This window comes from Stenotrophomonas sp. ISL-67, from assembly GCF_018612915.1.
Classification (GTDB): domain Bacteria; phylum Pseudomonadota; class Gammaproteobacteria; order Xanthomonadales; family Xanthomonadaceae; genus Stenotrophomonas.
This window is the reverse complement of sequence record NZ_JAGGRL010000002.1, coordinates 75,161-94,103: the sequence shown is the minus strand read 5'-3', so window position 1 is coordinate 94,103 and position 18,943 is coordinate 75,161. Positions and strand designations below refer to the sequence as shown.

Sequence of the window (18,943 nt, the reverse complement as noted above, 5' to 3'; positions counted from 1 at the left end):
AAATGGTCGTTCGACCACAGGCCACCCGACCAAAATCGGTCGTTCGACCCCAAAAACGCTCGACCAAATCCGGTCGTTCGACCCCAACATCGCTCGACCACGGATCGTAGTGACACGCCATGCGTGTCAACGCCATGCCGAACGAAGCCACAAATCAAAAAATATCAAACGCCGCGTCGTCGGCCTGCGGAGCCTGGGTATTGAAGTCGTACTCGGCCAGCTTCTCCATGTCCTCCACCTTGACCCACTCGGTAGCGCCATTGAGCGTGGCCTGGACCATCCCGGAAGGCGGCTCGTTCTGCGCGATCGGGGTGTCCTTCAGCGCCACGCGCATGTAGTCGATCCAGATCGGCAGTGCGGACCGGCCGCCGTACTCGCGGTAACCCAGCGAGCGGAAGTCGTCGCGGCCCACCCACACCGTGGTGACGTAGGGACCCCCAAAACCGGAGAACCAGGCGTCGCGGTGGTCGTTGGTGGAGCCGGTCTTGCCGCCCACGTCTTCCCGCCCCAGTACCTTGGCGGCGGTGCCGGTGCCGCGCTGGACGACGTCCCGCATCATCGACACCAGCTGGTAAGCGGTGCGCGCATCGATCGCACGCGGTGCGGTGCGCGCGTTCGGGTCGACCGGGACCGCCGGTTCGGCAGGCTGCTGCGGCCGGGCCGGACCGGCCGGCGCCGGTGCGGCGGCGGCACCGAAATTGAAGCCGTCCACCACCTGGCTCACCGGGGCGCCGCCACTGGTACCCACGCATTCGCGGCAGGCCCGGGCCGGGTTTTCCTTGAACACCAGGTTGCCATCGCGGTCGCTGACCTGGTCGATCAGCCAGGTGTCCACGCGCGAGCCGCCGTTGGCGAACGTGGCATAGCCGCGCGCCACCGACAGCGGGGTCAGCGACGCGGTGCCCAGCGACATCGACAGGTTCGGCGGCAGCTCGGCCTCGGCGAAACCGAATTCGCTGATGTACTTGCGCGCGTACTCCACGCCCATGCCATCGAGCAGGCGCACCGACACCAGGTTGCGCGACTGCACCAGCGCTTCGCGCAGGCGCATCGGGCCACGGAAGCCGCCGCCGTCGTTCTGCGGCTGCCAGGTCTTGCCGCGGCGGTCGCGGAACACCACCGGGGCATCGAGCACGATCGAAGCCGGATTGAAGCCCTTGTCGAATGCCGCCGCGTAGATGAACGGCTTGAAGCTCGAACCCGGCTGGCGGCGCGCCTGGGTGGCGCGGTTGAACTTGTTGCCGGAGAAGCTGAAGCCGCCCACCAGCGCCTTCAGCGCGCCGGTTTCAGCGTCCAGCGAAACCAGCGCCGATTGTCCGCGCGGGATCTGGTCCAGCAGCCACTCGCCTTCCTTGTCGCCGGTGCGCACGCGCACGATATCGCCGCGCTGGACCAGCTTGGCCGGGCTTTTGCCGGTCCATTTGGCCGCCGATGCCGGCAGCACCAGTTCGTTGCGGTTGCCCAGTACCACCGTGGCGCTGCCATCGGCACCGGTGGCCGCCACGATGGCCGGCAGCAGCCCGGATTGGGCACTGATGCCGCGCAGGTGGGCCGCCAGGGCGGCGGTATCGTCGCCTGCGCCCAGCGCCACCTGCTGTTCCACCCCGTGCCAGCCGTGGCGGTGATCGTAGGCCAGCAGGCCGTCGCGCACGGCCAGGTTGGCCGCGGTCTGCATGTCGGCGTTGATGGTGGTGGTGACGTGGTAGCCCTTGTTGAGCACGTCGCCGCCAAAGCGGGCGATCATTTCCTGGCGGATCAGCTCGGCCACGTAGGGGGCCTCGACCTGCACCGGCGGCTCATGCGCGCTGGCGTGCATCGGCACGGCCTTGGCCGCGTCCGCCTCGGCCTGGCTGATGAAGCCCAGGTTGGCCATGCGCTGCAGCACGTAGTAGTCGCGGCGCTCGCGGGCGCGCTCGGGGTTGCTGATCGGGTTGCCGCTGGAGGGGAACTTGGGGATGCCGGCCAGCGAGGCCATCTCGTCCAGGCTCAGCTCGCCCAGCTTCTTGCCGTAATAGAACTCGGCCGCCGCCGCCACGCCGTAGGCGCGGTTGCCGAAGAAGCTCTTGTTCAGGTACAGCTCGAAGATCTCGTCCTTGCTCAATTCCTGCTCGATCTTGCGCGCCAGCAGGATCTCGGCCAGCTTGCGGGTATAGCTGTACTCGGAGCTGAGGAAGAACTGGCGGGCCACCTGCTGGGTGATGGTCGACCCGCCCGGCACCCGCTTGTCGTTGGTGGTGGCCAGCAGCCAGACCGCGCGGCCGATGCCCTTGTAGTCCACGCCCCCATGCTCGTAGAAGCGGGCATCCTCGGTGGCCAGGAAGGCCTGCTTCAGGCGCTCCGGAACCTCCTTCATGGTGATCGGGGTGCGCCGGGACTCGCCGAAGACCGCCATCAGCTTGCCGTCGGCGGCATAGACGTACATGGGCTCCTGCATCTCGATGTCGCGCAGGGTCTGGACGTCCGGAAGACGGGAGGAAATGGCGTAGTACAGGCCCCCGGCGACCGCGGCGCCGATCAGTGCCAGGACCAGGAAGGCGACCAGCAACCAGCGCAGCCAGCGGCGAAGGCGAGTCATCAGTGTCAGATTCCGATTGCGAATTTCGTGGCCGCAGAGTATAGATTACGCAAGGGAACGGCTGGGGTTGTTCCCGGGGAGAGCATTTCGGTCACCGTCAGGGGACGCGTGAAACGTGAGCTACTGCGCGTTTTGCACGTTGATGGTTGCCATTTGCAAATAAAACGTTATTAATGCGCGGGCGCAGGTTATGCGTCCAAGTGCCCGTCGGCAGGGGAGAAACCGTGGGGCTTATCCCAAAAAGCCAGTCGCCGCTTATTGGCGTCGACATCAGCTCGACTGCAGTAAAGCTCTTGCAGCTTTCCCGCAGTGGCAATCGTTTCCGTGTGGAACACTATGCTGTGGAACCACTTCCGCCGAATGCGGTGGTGGAAAAGAACATCGTGGAAGTGGAGGCCGTGGGTGAGGCCATCCGCCGTGCGGTGAACCGTTCAGGCACCAAGGCCCGGCATGCCGCCGCGGCCGTGGCTGGCTCTGCGGTCATCACCAAGCTCATCCCGATGCCCGCTGACCTGGACGAGAACGACATGGAAGCCCAGGTCGAGCTTGAAGCGGTCAACTACATCCCGTATCCGATCGAGGAAGTGAACCTCGATTTCGAGGTGCTCGGCGCGATTCCCAACAACCCGGAAATGGTCCAGGTGCTGTTGGCCGCCTCGCGCTCGGAGAACGTGGAGCTGCGCCAATCGGCGCTGGAACTCGGTGGCCTGACCGCCCGGGTGATGGACGTGGAGGCCTTCGCGGTCGAAAACGCCTTCGCACTGGTGGCCAGTGAACTGCCGATCGCCAGCGATGGCGTGGTCGCGCTGGTCGACATCGGCGCCACCATGACCACCCTGAACGTACTTCGCGGCGGGCGCAGCCTGTACAGCCGCGAACAGGTGTTCGGTGGCAAGCAGCTCACCGACGAGGTCATGCGCCGCTATGGGCTGACCTACGAGGAAGCCGGGCTGGCCAAGCGCCAGGGCGGGCTGCCGGAAAGCTACGAGATGGAAGTGCTCGAACCGTTCAAGGAAGCCACGGTCCAGCAGATCAGCCGCCTGCTGCAGTTCTTCTATGCAGGCAGCGAGTTCAACCGGGTCGACCACATCGTGCTGGCCGGCGGTTGCGCGGCGCTGGCCGGTCTTCCGGAGATGGTGGAGGAACAGCTGGGCGTGGCCACCGTGGTGGCCAATCCGCTGGCGCAGATGACGCTGGGTCCCAAGGTCCAGGCACATGCCCTGGCCCAGGACGCCCCGGCGCTGATGATTGCCACCGGTCTGGCGCTGAGGAGCTTCGACTGATGGCAAGAATCAATCTATTGCCCTGGCGCGCCGAGCGGCGCAAGCAACGCCAGCGCGAGTTCATGAGCATGCTGGGTTTTGCCGCCATCGCAGGCGTGGTCCTGTCGGCGCTCATCTGGTTCTATTACGACCGTCAGGTCAGTGGCCAGGGGGATCGCAACGCGTACCTGCAGACCGAGATTGCACGGGTCAAGGAGCAGAACAAGGAAATCGACCGCCTCGACCGCCAGAAGGATCGTCTGCTGGCGCGCAAGAAGGTGATCGAACAGCTGCAGGCCAAGCGCTCGCAGATGGTGCACCTGTTCGACGCGCTGGTCCGGACCATCCCCGATGGGCTGGTGCTGACCGCGTTGAAGCAGGAAGGCGACATCCTGACGCTGGAAGGGCGCACCCAGTCCAACGCCCGGGTCAGCGCCTACATGCGCAACCTGGAAAGCTCTGGCTGGATGACCAAGCCGGAACTGTCGGTGATCGAAGCCCGGAAGCCGGAACAGGAGAAGGACAAGCCGGTTGGCCCCGTCTCCGATATCTCGGCGCTGCCTTACGTGTTCGTGGTCAAGGTGACGCTGCCGGCACAGAGCGAAGCGGTTGATGGCATTGCGCCGGATGGCACCGTGGTGGCACCGGGTACCGACCCGAATGCCGCGCCGGCTGCCCCCGAGGTAGCCCCGCTGGCCCCGGCCCCGGCCGGAAGCGCTGCACCGGCAACCACGCCGGCCACCACGCCGGCGCCTGCAACCGAGCCGACCGCGCCTGCGCCTTCGGGCAGCCGCATCGTTCCCGCCCCGGCAACGCAACCGGCGGCGTCCAGCACGCCGCAGAAGGGGGCCGCATGAGCCAGAAGAAAGTCAACCTGAAGGACCTGGACTTCAACAACATCGGCAGTTGGCCGCAGCAGCCGAAGATCGTCTTCTGTGCCCTGCTGTCGCTGGTGATCGTCGTGCTGGCCTGGTTCGTGCTGATCAGCGGCAAGCGTGAAGAGCTCGAATCGCTGGAGCGGACGGAAGTCACGCTGCGCACCGATTTCGAGAAGGAGCAGGGCCGTGCGGTCAACCTGGAGCCGCTCAAGCAGCAGCTGGCCCAGATGGAGCAGGTGCTGCAGCAGATGCTGCGCCAGCTGCCCAGCAAGACCGAAATGCCGGACCTGATCATCGACATCTCGCAGACCGCACTGTCCAGTGGCCTGGTCAACGAGCTGTTCCAGCCCGGGGCGGAAGTGCCCAAGGAGTTCTACGCCGAAAAGCCGATCGCCCTGCGCATGGTGGGCAGCTACCACCAGTTCGGTGCGTTCGTCAGCGGCGTGGCTTCGCTGCCGCGCGTGGTCATCCTGACCATGCACGACATCAACCTGAAGCCCAAGGACCCCAAGACCGGCATCACCGCGCGCAGCGGCGCGCTGGAGTTGTCGGGCACGGTCAAGACCTACCGTTACCTGGACGACGTGGAAATGGAAGCGCAGGAAAAAGCAGCCGCCCAGGCAGCAGGTTCGAAGGGAGGCAAGAAATGACGCTGGCCAGCACCGCACGGGTATGTGGTCTGCTGATGCTGGTCCTGCTGGCAGGCTGCGCACGCAGCATCTCCAGCACGCCCGGTGACGCGCCCAACCTGGAGAAGTGGGTCGCCGACGTGCGCGCCCGCCCGGCACCGCCGCTCGAACCGCTGCCCGTCATGCAGCAGTTCGAGACGTTCGAGTACTCCGCACAGGGCATGCGTGATCCGTTCACCGACGCCTGGGCCAATCCCCAGGCCGGAGGTTCGGGCCTGCGCCCGGATCCGAACCGCCGCAAGGAGCCGCTGGAAGCCTTCCCGCTGGATGCCTTGGACATGGTCGGTTCGATCGGCAAGGGCAGCGCACTGGTCGCGCTGGTGATGGCGCCGGACAGGGTCACCTATCGGGTGCGTCCGGCCGTCTACATGGGGCAGAGCGACGGCCGGGTGACCGGGGTCTTCGAAGACCGGATCGAACTGATTGAACTGGTGCCGGATGGCGCGGGCGGCTGGCTGGAACGGCCTGCATCGCTTGCGCTTGAAGATCAATGAATGATTATGGGGATAGCACGATGACCTTTTCCAACGCCATGCTGCAGCGTCCCGACCGGCGCCCGAAGCTGATCCACCTGTGCGCGCTGGGAGTCGCGCTCATGGTGGCCAATGGCACCCTGTTGGCCGCCACGCCGGCAGCCGCAGCCACCACCCAGGGGGCCGGCGCTGCGCCGGCCGCCGCACCGGCTTCGCTGGCGGTGTCCAAGATCGACTTCAAGCGGGGTGAAGACGGCAGCGGCCGGCTGATCCTGCAGTTCGATGGAAAGGGTGCCAACCCGGACCTGCGCAACCAGGGCAACAGCGTCGTGATCGACGTCGGTAATGCGACCCTGCCGGGGAACCTGCAGAAGTCGATCAACGTCGGCGACTTCGCCACCCCGGTGCAGCGCATTGATCCGCGTCCGTACGGCGGTGGCACCCAGCTGGTGCTGGATACCAACACGGCCTTCGAGTCGCTGGCCTACCAGACCGGCAACGAGTACGTGGTAGAGATCAGCGCCCGCAAGAGCGCCCCGGCCACCGGTGCGATCAACGCCACCACCGTGACCCAGGCGGCTACTGCGGTCGCGCAGCGTGGCTACAGCGGCAAGCCGGTGACCTTCAACTTCCAGGACGTGCCGGTGCGCACCGTGCTGCAGTTGATCGCCGAGGAGTCCAACCTGAACATCGTTGCCTCCGACACCGTCGAAGGCAATGTCACCCTGCGCCTGGTCAACGTGCCGTGGGACCAGGCGCTGGACATCGTGCTGCGCGCCAAGGGCCTGGACAAGCGTCGTGACGGTGGCGTGGTGTGGGTTGCCCCGCAGCCGGAGCTGGCCAAGTTCGAGCAGGAGAAGGAAGACGCCCGCATCGCGATCGAAAACCGCCAGGACCTGATCACCGATTACGTCCAGATCAACTACCACAACGCCGCGCAGATCTTCAAAGCGCTGACCGAAGCCAAGGGCATCGGTGGCGGCAGTGGCGGTGGCGGTGGTGGTGGTGGTTCCGGCGGTGGCAGCTCGCAGGAAGACAGCGGGTTCCTGTCCTCGCGTGGCCGCCTGGTTGCCGACGAGCGCACCAACACGTTGATGATCAGCGACATCCCCAAGAAGGTCGCGCGTATGCGCGAGCTGATCAACGTGATCGACCGCCCGGTCGACCAGGTCCTGATCGAAAGCCGCATCGTGATCGCCACCGACACCTTCGCGCGTGAACTGGGTGCCAAGTTCGGCATCACCGGCAGCCGCGACAACGTGTACTTCAGCGGCAACACGTCCACCAACCACAGCAACATCACCAGCGATGGCGAGAACGCGACCGAGTACCAGGAAGCGCTCAACGAGTGGGCCGCCGGTGGCGGTACCGGACCGGTACCGGTCCGCGGGCCGCGCACCATCAACACCGGTGGCCTGAACTGGAACCTGCCGGTGGCCGCGGCCAGCAACCCGGGTTCGCTGGCATTGTCGATCCTCAACGCCGGCTACCTGCTGGACGTGGAACTCTCGGCCATGCAGCAGGAATCGCGTGGTGAAGTGATCTCCAACCCGCGCGTGGTCACCACCAACCAGCGTGAAGCGGTGATCAAGCAGGGTAAGGAAATCGGCTACGTCACCATCACCGGTGGTTCTGCCGGCCAGGCCGCAACGCCCAACGTGCAGTTCAAGGAAGTGCTGCTGGAGCTCAAGGTCACCCCGACCATCACCAACGACAACCGCGTGTTCCTGAACATGGCGGTCAAGAAGGATGAAGTCGAGAGCTACATCGTGCTGGAAGGCTACGGCCAGGTTCCCTCGATCAACCGCCGCGAAGTCAACACCGCGGTGCTGGTCGATGATGGCCAGACCGTGGTGATCGGCGGCGTGTACGAGTTCACCGACCGCAACAGCGTCAACAAGGTGCCGTTCCTGGGCGACGTTCCCTTCCTGGGCAACCTGTTCAAGAAGCGCAGCCGCAACAAGGACAAGGCCGAACTGCTGGTCTTCGTCACCCCGAAGGTGCTGCGCGTGGCCAAGACCAACTGAGTCCTGGTTCCAGCAGACCGTCGGTAATCAAGGATCCGGTGCCGGAAAGGCACCGGATCTTTTTTTTGGGTGATCGGTGCGGTTCACAGTTGGCGAAGAGCGCCGCGCTATGCTGACGCATGGCCACCCCCCACTGTTCCCGTTGCGCCGCGCAATGCTGCCGGCTGACCGCGGTGCTGGCGCCGTCAGAGTCCCTCCCGCCCGAGCTGACGGTCGAAATCGCGGGTGGCCAGCGGGCGATGGCCAAAGGCGCGGACGGCTGGTGCGTGGCGCTTGACCGTTCAACCATGGCGTGCGGCATCTACGCCGAACGGCCGCTGGTGTGCCGGCGTTTCAAAATGGCGGGTCCCTACTGCAGCGCGATATTCGGCGGTGGGGATCAAGCGTAGTCGCGTTCAGGCAATCTTGATCCCGCTGCGCGGCAACCCCTGCCATCATGTGGGCGGAACCTTACGCCTGTTGCGTGGGTCAGATGGACGCCATGAACCTGCCACCCCCCATGCCCGCAATCGACCCCACGCCCTTCGTTGACACCCCGGAACACGACCGCCTGCATGCCGGCTTCCGTGCCTTGCGCGACTCGCTCTCGGCCGAGATCGTCGGCCAGGACGCACTGGTCGAGCGCCTGCTGACCGCACTGCTGGCCGATGGCCACCTGTTGGTGGAAGGTGCCCCCGGGCTGGCCAAGACCACTGCCATCCGGGCCCTCGCCGCCCGCCTGGAGGCCGACTTTTCGCGGGTGCAGTTCACTCCGGACCTGCTGCCCGCCGACCTGACCGGCACCGAGATCTGGCGGCCACAGGAGGGGCGCTTCGAATTCGTGCCTGGCCCGATCTTCCACCCCATCCTGCTGGCCGACGAGATCAACCGGGCCCCGGCCAAGGTGCAGTCGGCACTGCTGGAGGCCATGGGCGAGCGCCAGGTCACCGTGGGTCGGCATACCTATGCGCTGCCCTCGTTGTTCCTGGTGATGGCCACCCAGAACCCGATCGAGCAGGAGGGCACCTTCCCCTTGCCCGAAGCCCAGCTGGACCGGTTCCTGATGCACGTGCGGATCGGCTATCCCGATTCCAACGCCGAAGCTGAAATCCTGCGCCTGGCCCGCGAGCGCGCGCGTGATGCGCTGGGCACTGCGCCGGCGGCGCCGGCACGCATGCCACTGGAAGACGTGTTCGCCGCCCGGCGCGCGGTGCTGTCGCTGCACATGGCACCCGCCCTTGAGCGTTACCTGATTGAGCTGGTGCTGGCCACCCGTGACCCGGGCCGCTATGACCCGGCACTGGCAAAGCGCATCGCCTGGGGCGCCAGCCCGCGCGGCTCGATCGCGCTGGAGCGCTGCGCGCGTGCACGCGCCTGGTTGGCCGGCCGCGACTTCGTGACTCCCGAAGACGTGCGCAGTGTCGCTCCCGACGTGCTGCGCCACCGCGTGCTGCCCAGCTATGAAGCCACGGCCGAAGGCTGGGATGGCGAGCGGCTGGTGGCCGAGTTGCTGGCCCGCATCCCGGTGCCTTGAGATTCGCATGACCGCCCTGGAAGACACTGCGGCCGATGCGCTGGCGGGCAACGGCGTGCAGCCCACCCTGGCCGAACTGGTCGCGCTGCGGCGTAGCGCGCACCGGCTGGCCCCGGCACGCCGGGCTCGGCTGGCGCATGCCGGCCAAGCGCCGTCGCCGATGCGCGGGCGTGGCATGGAGTACGCCGAATCGCGCGAATACGTCGCCGGCGATGATGCGCGGCATATCGACTGGCGGGTGACCGCACGCACCGGCCGCGCGCACACCAAACTGTTCCAGGCCGAACGCGAGCGACAGACGTTGCTGGTCGCCGATACCGACCCCGTGCTGTATTTCGGCACCCGGGTGCGCTTCAAGTCGGTGCAGGCTGCGCGGGTGGGTGCCGTGGCCGCGTGGCTGGCACAGCGCCAGGGTGACCGTCTGTCCGCACTGCGGGGCAGCCGCAGCGAAGCGCCGATCCCGCCTGCCGGCGGCACCCGGGGCGTGCTCCGCGTGCTTGATGCGCTGACCCGCTGGTACGCCGCGCCGCCCCCCGACGACGCCGGGCTGGACCATGCCCTGCAGCAGGCCGCGCGGGTGCTGCGCCCCGGCGCCCGGGTGGTGGTGCTGGCCGACCCGGCACGTGCGGCCGCCATCGACATTCCGCGCTGGACCGCGCTGGCCATGCATCACGAAGTGCAGTTGATGCTGCTGGCCGATCCGCTCGAGCTGGCGCCGCCGGAGGGCGTGCTGCCCTTCCTGTCGCACGGCCGGCAGGTGGTGCTGGACCTGCACGACAGTGCGGTGCGGGCGCACTGGCATGCACGCTTCGTCGAACCGTTGGACGACCTGCAACGCAGCCTCGGCGCGCGCCGCATCCAGGTTCACGTGGTCAGCACCGACGATGCCAGCGATTGCTGGCTCGGCCCGCTGCCGTCGGCGGTGGTTGCATGAGCGTGGCCGCCTCGCTGCAGCTGCGCGACGTGCACCTGCCGGCCGTCCCGTCCTGGTGGCCGCTGCCGTTGGGCTGGTGGCTGGTCCTGGCGGCGTTGGCGTTGGCCGTGCTGCTGGCCTGGGCATGGCGGGCGCAACGTCGGCGCCGGCAGCGCCGCTGGCTGCAGGTGTTCGACAGCGCGGTCGATGCCGCCGACGCAGGCAGTGCCCAGGTCGCGGCGATCGCCGAACTGCTGCGCCGCGCCGCGCGCCGCCGCCAACCAGGCGCGGAACTGCTGCAGGGCCAGGCCTGGCTTGAATTCCTTGATGCTCCCGGCAGCCGCGCCTTTTCCGACGGTGAGGGTCGCCTGCTGTTGGACGGCGGCTACCGCCGCGCCCTCGACGCGGTAGCCGTCCAGCGTGTCCGCGACCTTGCGCGCGCGCGCTTCCTCGAGCTGATCAGCGGAAGCGGCCGATGATCCCGGGACTGCCCGCCGTGCTGCCGTGGCTGGATGCGCTGGCCTGGCCGTGGGCGCTGCTGGCGTTGCCCCTGCCGTGGCTGATGCGCGGGTGGCCGCGCCGCAACGCTGCGGCCCCTGCGCTGCGCGTGCCGTATGCCGCCGGCGCGTTGGCTGAACTCGGCCAGGCCAGCGGTGGAAATGCGTGGCGGGTCGGGCGCCTGCTGCTGTGGCTGGCCTGGGCGTGCCTGTGCGTGGCCATGGCCCGACCGCAACAGCTCGGCGAAGCGGTCACGCCGCCGCAGCAGGGCCGGCAGATGATGCTCGCGGTGGACGTGTCCGGCAGCATGAGCGAACCCGACATGATGCTGGGCAACCAGGTCGTACAGCGACTTTCTGCCGCCAAAGCGGTCCTCGCCGACTTCCTCGACCGCCGTGCCGGTGACCGGGTGGGGCTGCTGATCTTCGGCGAACGCGCCTACACACTGACCCCGATCACCGCCGACCTCACCACGGTGCGCAACCAGCTCACCGACAGTGAAGTCGGCCTGGCCGGGCGCGATACCGCCATCGGCGATGCCATCGCGCTGGCCGTCAAGCGCCTGCGCGAACAGCCCGAAGGCCAGCGCGTGCTGATCCTGCTTACCGACGGCGTCAGCAACGCCGGTGTGCTGCAGCCACTGCGCGCGGCCGAACTGGCCAAGGCCGAAGGGGTGCGCGTGTATCCGGTGGCGTTCGGTGGCGACGGCGGCATGAGCCTGTTCGGCGTGCAGATCGCCGCAGGCGACGACCCGGTCGACGAGGCAACGCTGCGCCGCATTGCCGACCTCACCGGCGGCCGCGCGTTCCGCGCGCGCAACACCGATGAACTGGCCGGCATCTATGCCGAACTGGACCGGCTGGAGCCGATCACCGCCGCCGGTGCGGCGGTGCGCCCCTATATCGAACGCTACGCCTGGCCGCTGGCCCTGGCCATGCTGCTGGGTGCGCTGGGCTGGCTGCTGCCGAGGCGCTGGGCATGAACACGCTCATGACCCAGGTACATTTCGCGCGCCCGGTGCTGCTCTGGGCGCTGGCCGCGCTACCGCTGATCGCGCTGCTCTGGTACTGGCGCCGCCGCCGCGGCAGCGTCTGGCGGCAGAACGTGGATGCGCACCTGCTGCCGCACCTGCTGGTCGCCGGCGGGCGCCGCGCCTGGAGCGGCCTGGCGCTGCTGCTGGTTGGGTGGACACTGGCCGTGCTGGCCCTGGCCGGCCCGGGCTGGCGACAACTGCCACAGCCGCTGTGGCAGGCGCCGGCGCCGCTGGTGGTGGCGCTGGATCTGTCTTCGCGCACCACCGCTACCGACCTGCCGCCGTCGCGCCTGCTGCAGGCGCGGGCCAAGCTGGCCACGCTGCTGCGCGAGCGCAGCGGCGGTGAAGTGGCCTTGTTGGCCTATGCCGACGATGCCTTCACCGTTGCACCGCTGACCGGCGACACCGCCAACGTGGCCCTGTTCCTGGATGCACTGGCCCCGGACGTGATGCCACGCGACGGCCAGCGCGCCGACCGCGCCATCGAGGCCGCCGTGCTGTTGCTGCAGCAGTCTGGCGCCAAGGGGGGTGACATCCTGCTGTTGACCGACCGCGCCGATGACGCGGCGCGGGCCGCCGCCGCCGCTGCCAAGGCGCAGAACATGCACGTCTCGGTACTCGGGCTCGGCACCGCAGCGGGCGCGGCCTACCGCAGCGGTGATGGCCAGATCGCCCGCGCGCAGCTGGAACCGCACACCCTGCGCGCCGTGGCCGATGCCGGCGGTGGTCGCTATGCGCCGGTGGCCGACGACGAGGGCGACCTGAAGTCGCTGGGCGTACTGAACCCGCGTACCGGCACGGGCGAGCGGGAAAGCCGGGAAGGCCAGGGCATGGCCTGGCGCGATGAAGGCTTCTGGCTGCTGCCGCCGTTGATGCTGCTCTCGTTGTGGGCGTTCCGTCGCCGTGGCGTGGCGGCCGTGGCCCTGTTGTGCGTCATGCTGCCGCTGGCCCTGCCCGCGCCAGCGCATGCCGCCGAACGCAATTGGTGGCAGCGCGCGGACCAGCGCGACCAGCAGCGCGTGGCCGACGGGGTGGATGCTTACCGGCGCGGCGATTTCCAGGCCGCTCAGCAGCAGTTCGAGGGCGTGAACGACGCCGAGGCCCAGTACAACCTGGGCAACGCGCTGGCCCGGCAGGGCCAGTACGACGCCGCGATTGCCGCCTACGACGCGGCGCTCAGGCAGCGTCCGGGCATGCCCGATGCGGTGGCCAACCGTGCCGCCGTGGATGCGGCGCGCAAGCGCAAGCCGCCACCGGGTTCCGGACAACAGCAACAGCAGCAACAACAGCAACCGTCGCAGCAGGCCCAGCAGCAGCCCCAGCAGCAACAGAAGCAGGATCCCGCCGCGCAGGGCGAACAGGGACAGCCGAAGCAGGGGCAGGGCACGCCACCGCAGGATCCCGACGCGGGCAAGCCGGATCCGGCCGAGCAGGCGCGTGCGGATGCGGCCCAGCGCGAGCGCATGCGCCAGGCGCTCGAACGGCAACCGGCCGACGCCGGGAAAACCCCGGCGCAGCGCCGCGAGGCGAGCGAAACGCCGCAGCAGCGCGAGCAGCGCCAGGCGGTAGAAGCGTGGATGCGGCGGGTGCCTGACGAACCGGGCAGCCTGCTGCGGCAGAAATTCCAACTGGAAAGCGAACGCAGGAAACGGGAAGGACAATGAGCGCAGCAACCTCCACGCAACGTTGGTGGCGCGCCTGCGGCTGGCTGCTGCTGGGCGTGAGCAGCCTGGCCCATGCGCAGCCGCGCGCCTGGCTGGACCGGGATGCGATCAGCGATACCGACACGGTCACGCTCAACATCGAGACCGATGCCGGCGCACCGGATTACGCGCCCCTGCAGGCCGATTTCGAGCTCAGCGGCCAGACCAGCAGCCGCCAGGTGCAGTGGAGCCAGGGCGCGGTGCAGTCGCGCTCGTTGTACGGCGTGGCACTCAGCCCCCGGCGCAGTGGCGTGCTGACCATTCCCGCCCTCCAGGTGGGCGCGGCGCGGACGGCGCCGCTGCGATTGACCGTGGCCGCCAGTGCAGCCGCTACGCCCGCCGTGCCCGGCAACGCCACCGCCTTCGTCGAAATGGAGGTCGATGACGACAGCCCGTACGTGCAGCAGAGCGTGGGCGTGGTGGTGCAGTTGTACTACGCGTCCCAACTGCTGTCGGGCGAACTGGGCGTGGATGCGCCGGAAGGCGCCTCGATGCAGCGCGTCGGCGAGGATCGCAGCCTGGTCCGCGAGGTCAACGGGCGGCGCTACAACCTGGTCGAGCGCCGCTACCTGCTGATTCCCGAGCGCAGCGGGCCGCTGGTGCTGCCCGGTGCACGCTTCAACGGCCGCAGCGCAGGCGGCTTCTTCGATGACCTGTTCGGCGGCGATGGCCGGCTGCGCGCCAACGCGCCGGATCGCACCCTGCAGGTGCGGGCACAACCCGACGCGGCACCGCAGCCGTGGCTGCCGCTGCACGACCTGCGCCTGCGCTATACCGCCGTGCCCACCCGGGGCCGCGCCGGCGAGGCGCTCACGGTGGTGGTGGAGGCGGTGGCCGATGGCGCCACCCGCGCCCAGTTCCCCGAGCTGCCGCCGCTGGATGTCGGCCCGGGCGCGCAGGTGTTCGCCGAGCCGCCGCAGTACGACGAAACCTTCAACGGCAGCACCCCGCGCCTGACCCTGACCCGCCGCTATTCCGTGGTGCCGCGCCAGCCCGGCACGCTGGTGATTCCGGGCCCGCAGATGGCCTGGTGGGACGTGCGTGGCAGCCAGGCGCGCACCGCCACGCTGCCGGACCTCCGCCTGGTCGTGGCGGCCGGAGCCCCTGGCACGGCGCCAGCGCCGACCGCGCTGGATACCACCTCGCCGTTACCGGGGGCCAGCGCGCCGCCGTCCGACGCCGTCACCGTAGCCGTGGCGGCCAACCGGCCCTGGGGCTGGATCGCGGCTGCTGCCGGCTTTGCGGCACTGTGGCTGCTGACGTTGGCGTGGGCATGGCGCCGCCGGCGCGTGGCAGCGCCCGGCGCATCCCACGCGGCGGTGGGGCCTGCCGCTTCCGCGCAGATGCCGTCACGCGGTGAGCTGCGCCGCGCCCTGGACCACGAGGGGCTGGACGAGATCGTCGCGCTGCTGGGCAGGATGGGCGGCGTACACGGCCTGGATGCCGTGCTGGCGCGCCTGGCCGCGCCGGCGCAACGGCAAGCCCTGTGCGACATGCAGGCTGCCCGCTGGAGCCGTGACGGTGGCGATGCGGCCCAGACGCGACAGGCGCTGCGTCGCGCCTTCCATGACGGACCGCACTGGCAGCCGCTGCAGGCGGCGGAAAATACTGGCCTGGCGCCGCTCTATCCTTCGGGACGCTGAGCGGCCCCCCGGCCGTGATGGTCGGCTTTGTTAAGCTCTTTCTCTATATTTCAAGGAACACCGCTCCATGACTGAGGCCGCAACGACCCGGCAGAAGCTGCCATTGCATTGGAAAATGGGCATTGGCTTCGCGCTTGGCCTGGTGCTTGGGCTGATCGTCCACGCTATCGGCGGTGGCATTCCCTGGCTGCCCGATGCCGCCCGCGCGGTGATGACCTACCTGACCACGCCGCTGTCGGGCCTGTTCCTCAACCTGATCTTCATGCTGATCGTGCCGCTGATCTTCTCGGCGCTGGTCATGGGCGTGTCGGAGATGGGCGACATCCGTTCGCTCGGCCGGATCGGCTGGAAGACCCTGGCCTACACCGTGCTGCTGTCGGGCATCGCGGTGGGCCTGGGCCTGGTGCTGGTCAACGTGCTCAAGCCGGGCGTGGGCGTGGACCCGGCCATGGCCCAGCAGCTGCTGCATGAAAACGTCGAGCGCAGCCGCGAGATCGTGGCCAACATCGGCGAGCAGCCCAAGGGCATGGACATGCTGCTGTCGATCGTGCCCAGCAACGTGCTGGCTGCGGCCTCGAGCAACGGCGCGATCCTGTCGCTGATGTTCTTCGCGCTGATGTTCGGCATCGGCATGGTGCTGTCCCCGGATGAAAAGACCGCGCCGCTGCGCAAGGTCATCGAAGGTGTGTTCGAAGTCTCGATGACCCTGATCAACCTGGTGATCCGGCTGGCCCCGTATGCCGTGGCCTGTTTCATGTTCAACCTCGCCGCGATCTTCGGTTTCGACCTGCTGATCCGGCTGGGTGCCTACGTGGGCGTGGTGGTGCTGGCGCTGGCCCTGCACATGGTGGTGACCTATGGCGCGGCCGTGTGGCTGTCGGGCCGTTCGCCGCTGGCGTTCTTCCGCGATACCCAGGAAGCCACGGTGATGGCGTTCTCCACCGCCTCCAGCAACGCCACCCTGCCGACCGCGCTGCGCGTGGCCGACCAGATGGGCCTGCCGCAGAAGGTCTCGCGCTTCGTGCTGACCGTGGGCGCCACCGCCAACCAGAACGGCACCGCGCTGTTCGAAGGCGTGACGGTGATCTTCCTGGCCCAGTTCTTCGGCGTGGACCTGAGCATCACCCAGCAGCTGATGGTGATGGTGGTCTGCATCCTGGGCGGCATCGGCACCGCCGGCGTGCCCTCCGGTTCGCTGCCGGTGGTGGCGATGATCTGCGCCATGGTCGGCGTGGACCCGATGGGCATCGGCCTGATCCTGGGCGTGAACCACTTCCTGGACATGTGCCGCACCGCGCTCAACGTCACCGGCGACCTGGCCCTGACCACCCTGGTAGCCAAGGGAGAGACCGAGGAAAGCCCTGTCCCGGGCCCGGTCGTACTCCGCGAATGACGCCAACCGTAAGTTTTCGTTCATGAAAATGAAGGCCCGCGCGAAGTCAATCCGGTGAAACAGCCCCCTTTGTTAAGGGGGCGCGCCGAAGGCGCGGGGATAGGAGGCATGCGTGGGCGGCTTGCCGCTAAGGGGGCGCGCCGACAGGCGCGGGGATAGGAGACATGCCCCGGGGCCCGCGTTTCGCATCGCGAAACGTGGGGCAGATGTTGGCGCAGCGCAAGCGCGCCAGCGCTGGAGCTGCGACAATATCCCGCCCGCAGAAAGCGGGAGCCTCCCGACCCGACAGAACCATGACGCAGCCCACCCGCCGCCAGTTGGCCAATGCCATCCGCTTCCTTGCCGCTGATGCGGTCGAAACCGCCAAGTCCGGTCACCCCGGCATGCCGATGGGCATGGCAGATATCGCCGAAGTCCTCTGGAACGACTATCTCCGTCACAACCCGAACAACCCGAAGTGGTTCAACCGCGACCGTTTCGTGCTGTCCAACGGCCACGGCTCGATGCTGCAGTACGCGCTGCTGCACCTGAGCGGCTACGACCTGCCGATCGACCAGCTCAAGCAGTTCCGCCAGCTGGGCAGCAAGACCGCCGGCCACCCGGAACACCATGAAACCCCCGGCGTGGAAACCACCACCGGTCCGCTCGGCCAGGGCCTGGCCAACGCGGTGGGCTTTGCGCTCGCGGAAAAGCTGCTGGCCCAGCGCTACAACCGCCCCGAGCACCAGATCGTCGACCATCGCACCTGGGTGTTCCTGGGCGACGGCTGCCTGATGGAAGGCGTGTCCCACGAAGCGGCTTCGCTGGCGGGTACCTGGGGCCTGGACAAGCTGGTCTGCTTCTGGGATGACAACCACATCTCCATCGACGGCAACACCGCAGGCTGGTTCACCGACAACACCCCCGAACGTTTCGAGGCCTATGGCTGGAACGTGGTGCGCGGCGTCGATGGCCACGATCCGGACAGCATCAAGGCGGCCATCGAGCGCGCGCTGTCGCAGTCCGACAAGCCGACCCTGATCTGCTGCCGCACCACCATCGGCTTCGGTTCGCCCGGCAAGGCCGGCAAGGAATCCAGCCACGGCGCACCGCTGGGCAAGGATGAGCTGGAGGCCACCCGCAAGCAGCTGGGCTGGAATTACGGTCCGTTCGAGATTCCGGAAGAGATCTACGCCGGCTGGCGTGCCGGCGGTACCGGCACCCTGCGCCAGGCCGAGTGGGAACAGCAGTTCGACAAGTACGCCGCGCAGTTCCCGGCCGAAGCCGAAGAACTGACCCGCCGTTCGCACGGCGAACTGCCGGCCGACTTCGTCGCCAAGGCCGATGCCTACATCGCCCAGGTCCAGGCCGAAGGCCAGACCATCGCCTCGCGGAAGGCTTCGCAGCTGGCCATCGAAGCCTTTGCGCCGCTGCTGCCGGAGCTGGTGGGGGGGTCGGCCGATCTGGCGCACTCGAACCTGACGCTGTGGAAGGCGAGCAAGTCGGTGGCCACCGATGATCCGAACGCCAACTATGTCTACTACGGTGTTCGCGAGTTCGGCATGACCGCCATTGCCAACGGCCTGGCGCTGCATGGCGGCTTCATTCCGTTCGATGCCACCTTCCTGGTGTTCAGTGATTACGCCCGCAACGGCGTGCGCATGAGCGCGCTGATCCCGGCGCACGCCATCCACGTGTACACCCACGATTCGATCGGCCTGGGCGAAGACGGCCCGACCCACCAGCCGGTGGAGCACCTGGCGTCGCTGCGCTACATCCCGAACAACGACGTGTGGCGCCCGTGCGATGCGGTCGAATCGGCGGTCAGCTGGAAGGCCGCGATCACCCGCCAGGACGGCCCGAGCTGCCTGGTCTTCAGCCGCCAGAACCTGCCGCACCAGCCGCGCAACACCGACCAGGTGGCGCAGATCGCCCGTGGCGGTTACGTGTTGGCCGATGCCGAAGGCGGCGTGCCGGACGTGATCCTGATCGGTACCGGTTCGGAAGTGGGCCTGGCGGTGACCGCCAAGGCCGAGCTCGACGCGGCCGGCATCAAGACCCGCGTAGTCTCGATGCCGTCCACCGACGTCTTCGAGCGCCAGGACGCGGCCTACCGTGAATCGGTGCTGCCGAACGCGGTACGCAACCGCGTGGCGGTCGAAGCCGGCGTCACCGGTTTCTGGCGCCAGTACGTGGGCCTGGACGGCGCCGTGATCGGCATCGACACCTTCGGCGCCTCGGCCCCGGCCGATGCGCTGTACAAGCACTTCGGCATCACTGCCGATGCTGTGGTGGCAGCGGCCAAGGCACAGCTGGCCAGCTAACCGCCAGCAGGTGAAGTAACCCAAACGGCGCTTTCCGCAA

General features: G+C 68.1%; 15 protein-coding genes. 14 read left to right on the top strand and 1 reads right to left on the bottom strand.

Features of this window, described 5'->3' with window-relative positions:
• Positions 1 to 154: 154 nt before the first annotated feature.
• On the bottom strand, positions 155 to 2,575 hold the full coding sequence (locus tag J7J08_RS04030) for a penicillin-binding protein 1A (RefSeq protein WP_214901736.1): 2,421 nt from the start codon (positions 2,573 to 2,575) through the stop codon (positions 155 to 157).
• Between the two features lie 224 nt (positions 2,576 to 2,799).
• Here J7J08_RS04030 and J7J08_RS04025 point away from each other — a divergent pair, with 224 nt between their 5' ends.
• From J7J08_RS04025 to tkt, 14 genes are all read left to right on the top strand, one after another.
• Positions 2,800 to 3,858: a pilus assembly protein PilM gene (locus tag J7J08_RS04025; RefSeq protein ID WP_038686523.1), complete on the top strand. Its 1,059-nt coding sequence runs from the start codon at positions 2,800 to 2,802 to the stop codon at positions 3,856 to 3,858.
• Positions 3,858 to 4,694 (top strand): PilN domain-containing protein, encoded by an 837-nt coding sequence (locus J7J08_RS04020; RefSeq protein ID WP_214901735.1) that lies wholly within the window; start codon positions 3,858 to 3,860, stop codon positions 4,692 to 4,694. Before J7J08_RS04025 ends, J7J08_RS04020 begins: the two co-directional genes overlap by 1 nt.
• Positions 4,691 to 5,365 carry a type 4a pilus biogenesis protein PilO gene (locus J7J08_RS04015; RefSeq protein WP_214901733.1) on the top strand — a complete coding sequence of 225 codons (675 nt, stop codon included), beginning with the start codon at positions 4,691 to 4,693 and terminating at the stop codon, positions 5,363 to 5,365. Before J7J08_RS04020 ends, J7J08_RS04015 begins: the two co-directional genes overlap by 4 nt.
• 35 nt (positions 5,366 to 5,400) lie before the next feature.
• On the top strand, positions 5,401 to 5,898 hold the full coding sequence (locus J7J08_RS04010; protein WP_251006429.1) for a pilus assembly protein PilP: 498 nt from the start codon (positions 5,401 to 5,403) through the stop codon (positions 5,896 to 5,898).
• A gap of 20 nt (positions 5,899 to 5,918) precedes the next feature.
• Complete coding sequence (locus J7J08_RS04005; RefSeq protein ID WP_214901729.1) at positions 5,919 to 7,904, top strand: type IV pilus secretin PilQ family protein; 1,986 nt, start codon at positions 5,919 to 5,921, stop codon at positions 7,902 to 7,904.
• A 119-nt stretch (positions 7,905 to 8,023) separates the two neighbouring features.
• Positions 8,024 to 8,293: a YkgJ family cysteine cluster protein gene (locus J7J08_RS04000; protein ID WP_214901728.1), complete on the top strand. Its 270-nt coding sequence runs from the start codon at positions 8,024 to 8,026 to the stop codon at positions 8,291 to 8,293.
• Between the two features lie 110 nt (positions 8,294 to 8,403).
• The gene (locus J7J08_RS03995; protein ID WP_214902399.1) at positions 8,404 to 9,417 is read left to right on the top strand and encodes a MoxR family ATPase; all 1,014 of its coding nucleotides are present in this window, start codon (positions 8,404 to 8,406) and stop codon (positions 9,415 to 9,417) included.
• 7 nt (positions 9,418 to 9,424) lie between these two features.
• Positions 9,425 to 10,351, top strand: coding sequence for a DUF58 domain-containing protein (locus J7J08_RS03990; RefSeq protein ID WP_214901727.1), 927 nt, complete (start codon positions 9,425 to 9,427; stop codon positions 10,349 to 10,351).
• Positions 10,348 to 10,809, top strand: coding sequence for a DUF4381 domain-containing protein (locus J7J08_RS03985; protein WP_214901726.1), 462 nt, complete (start codon positions 10,348 to 10,350; stop codon positions 10,807 to 10,809). The genes J7J08_RS03990 and J7J08_RS03985 overlap by 4 nt, the downstream gene beginning before the upstream one ends.
• Positions 10,806 to 11,810: a VWA domain-containing protein gene (locus J7J08_RS03980; RefSeq protein ID WP_214901725.1), complete on the top strand. Its 1,005-nt coding sequence runs from the start codon at positions 10,806 to 10,808 to the stop codon at positions 11,808 to 11,810. Before J7J08_RS03985 ends, J7J08_RS03980 begins: the two co-directional genes overlap by 4 nt.
• A complete protein-coding gene (locus tag J7J08_RS03975) occupies positions 11,807 to 13,525 on the top strand; it encodes a VWA domain-containing protein (RefSeq protein WP_214901724.1) in 1,719 nt (572 codons plus the stop codon). Before J7J08_RS03980 ends, J7J08_RS03975 begins: the two co-directional genes overlap by 4 nt.
• Complete coding sequence (locus J7J08_RS03970) at positions 13,522 to 15,207, top strand: BatD family protein (protein ID WP_214901723.1); 1,686 nt, start codon at positions 13,522 to 13,524, stop codon at positions 15,205 to 15,207. Before J7J08_RS03975 ends, J7J08_RS03970 begins: the two co-directional genes overlap by 4 nt.
• Positions 15,208 to 15,274: 67 nt before the next feature.
• The gene (locus J7J08_RS03965) at positions 15,275 to 16,600 is read left to right on the top strand and encodes a dicarboxylate/amino acid:cation symporter (RefSeq protein ID WP_214901722.1); all 1,326 of its coding nucleotides are present in this window, start codon (positions 15,275 to 15,277) and stop codon (positions 16,598 to 16,600) included.
• Positions 16,601 to 16,893: 293 nt separating this feature from the next.
• Positions 16,894 to 18,903, top strand: coding sequence for a transketolase (gene tkt / locus J7J08_RS03960; protein WP_214901720.1), 2,010 nt, complete (start codon positions 16,894 to 16,896; stop codon positions 18,901 to 18,903).
• The last annotated feature ends 40 nt before the right edge of the window (positions 18,904 to 18,943 follow it).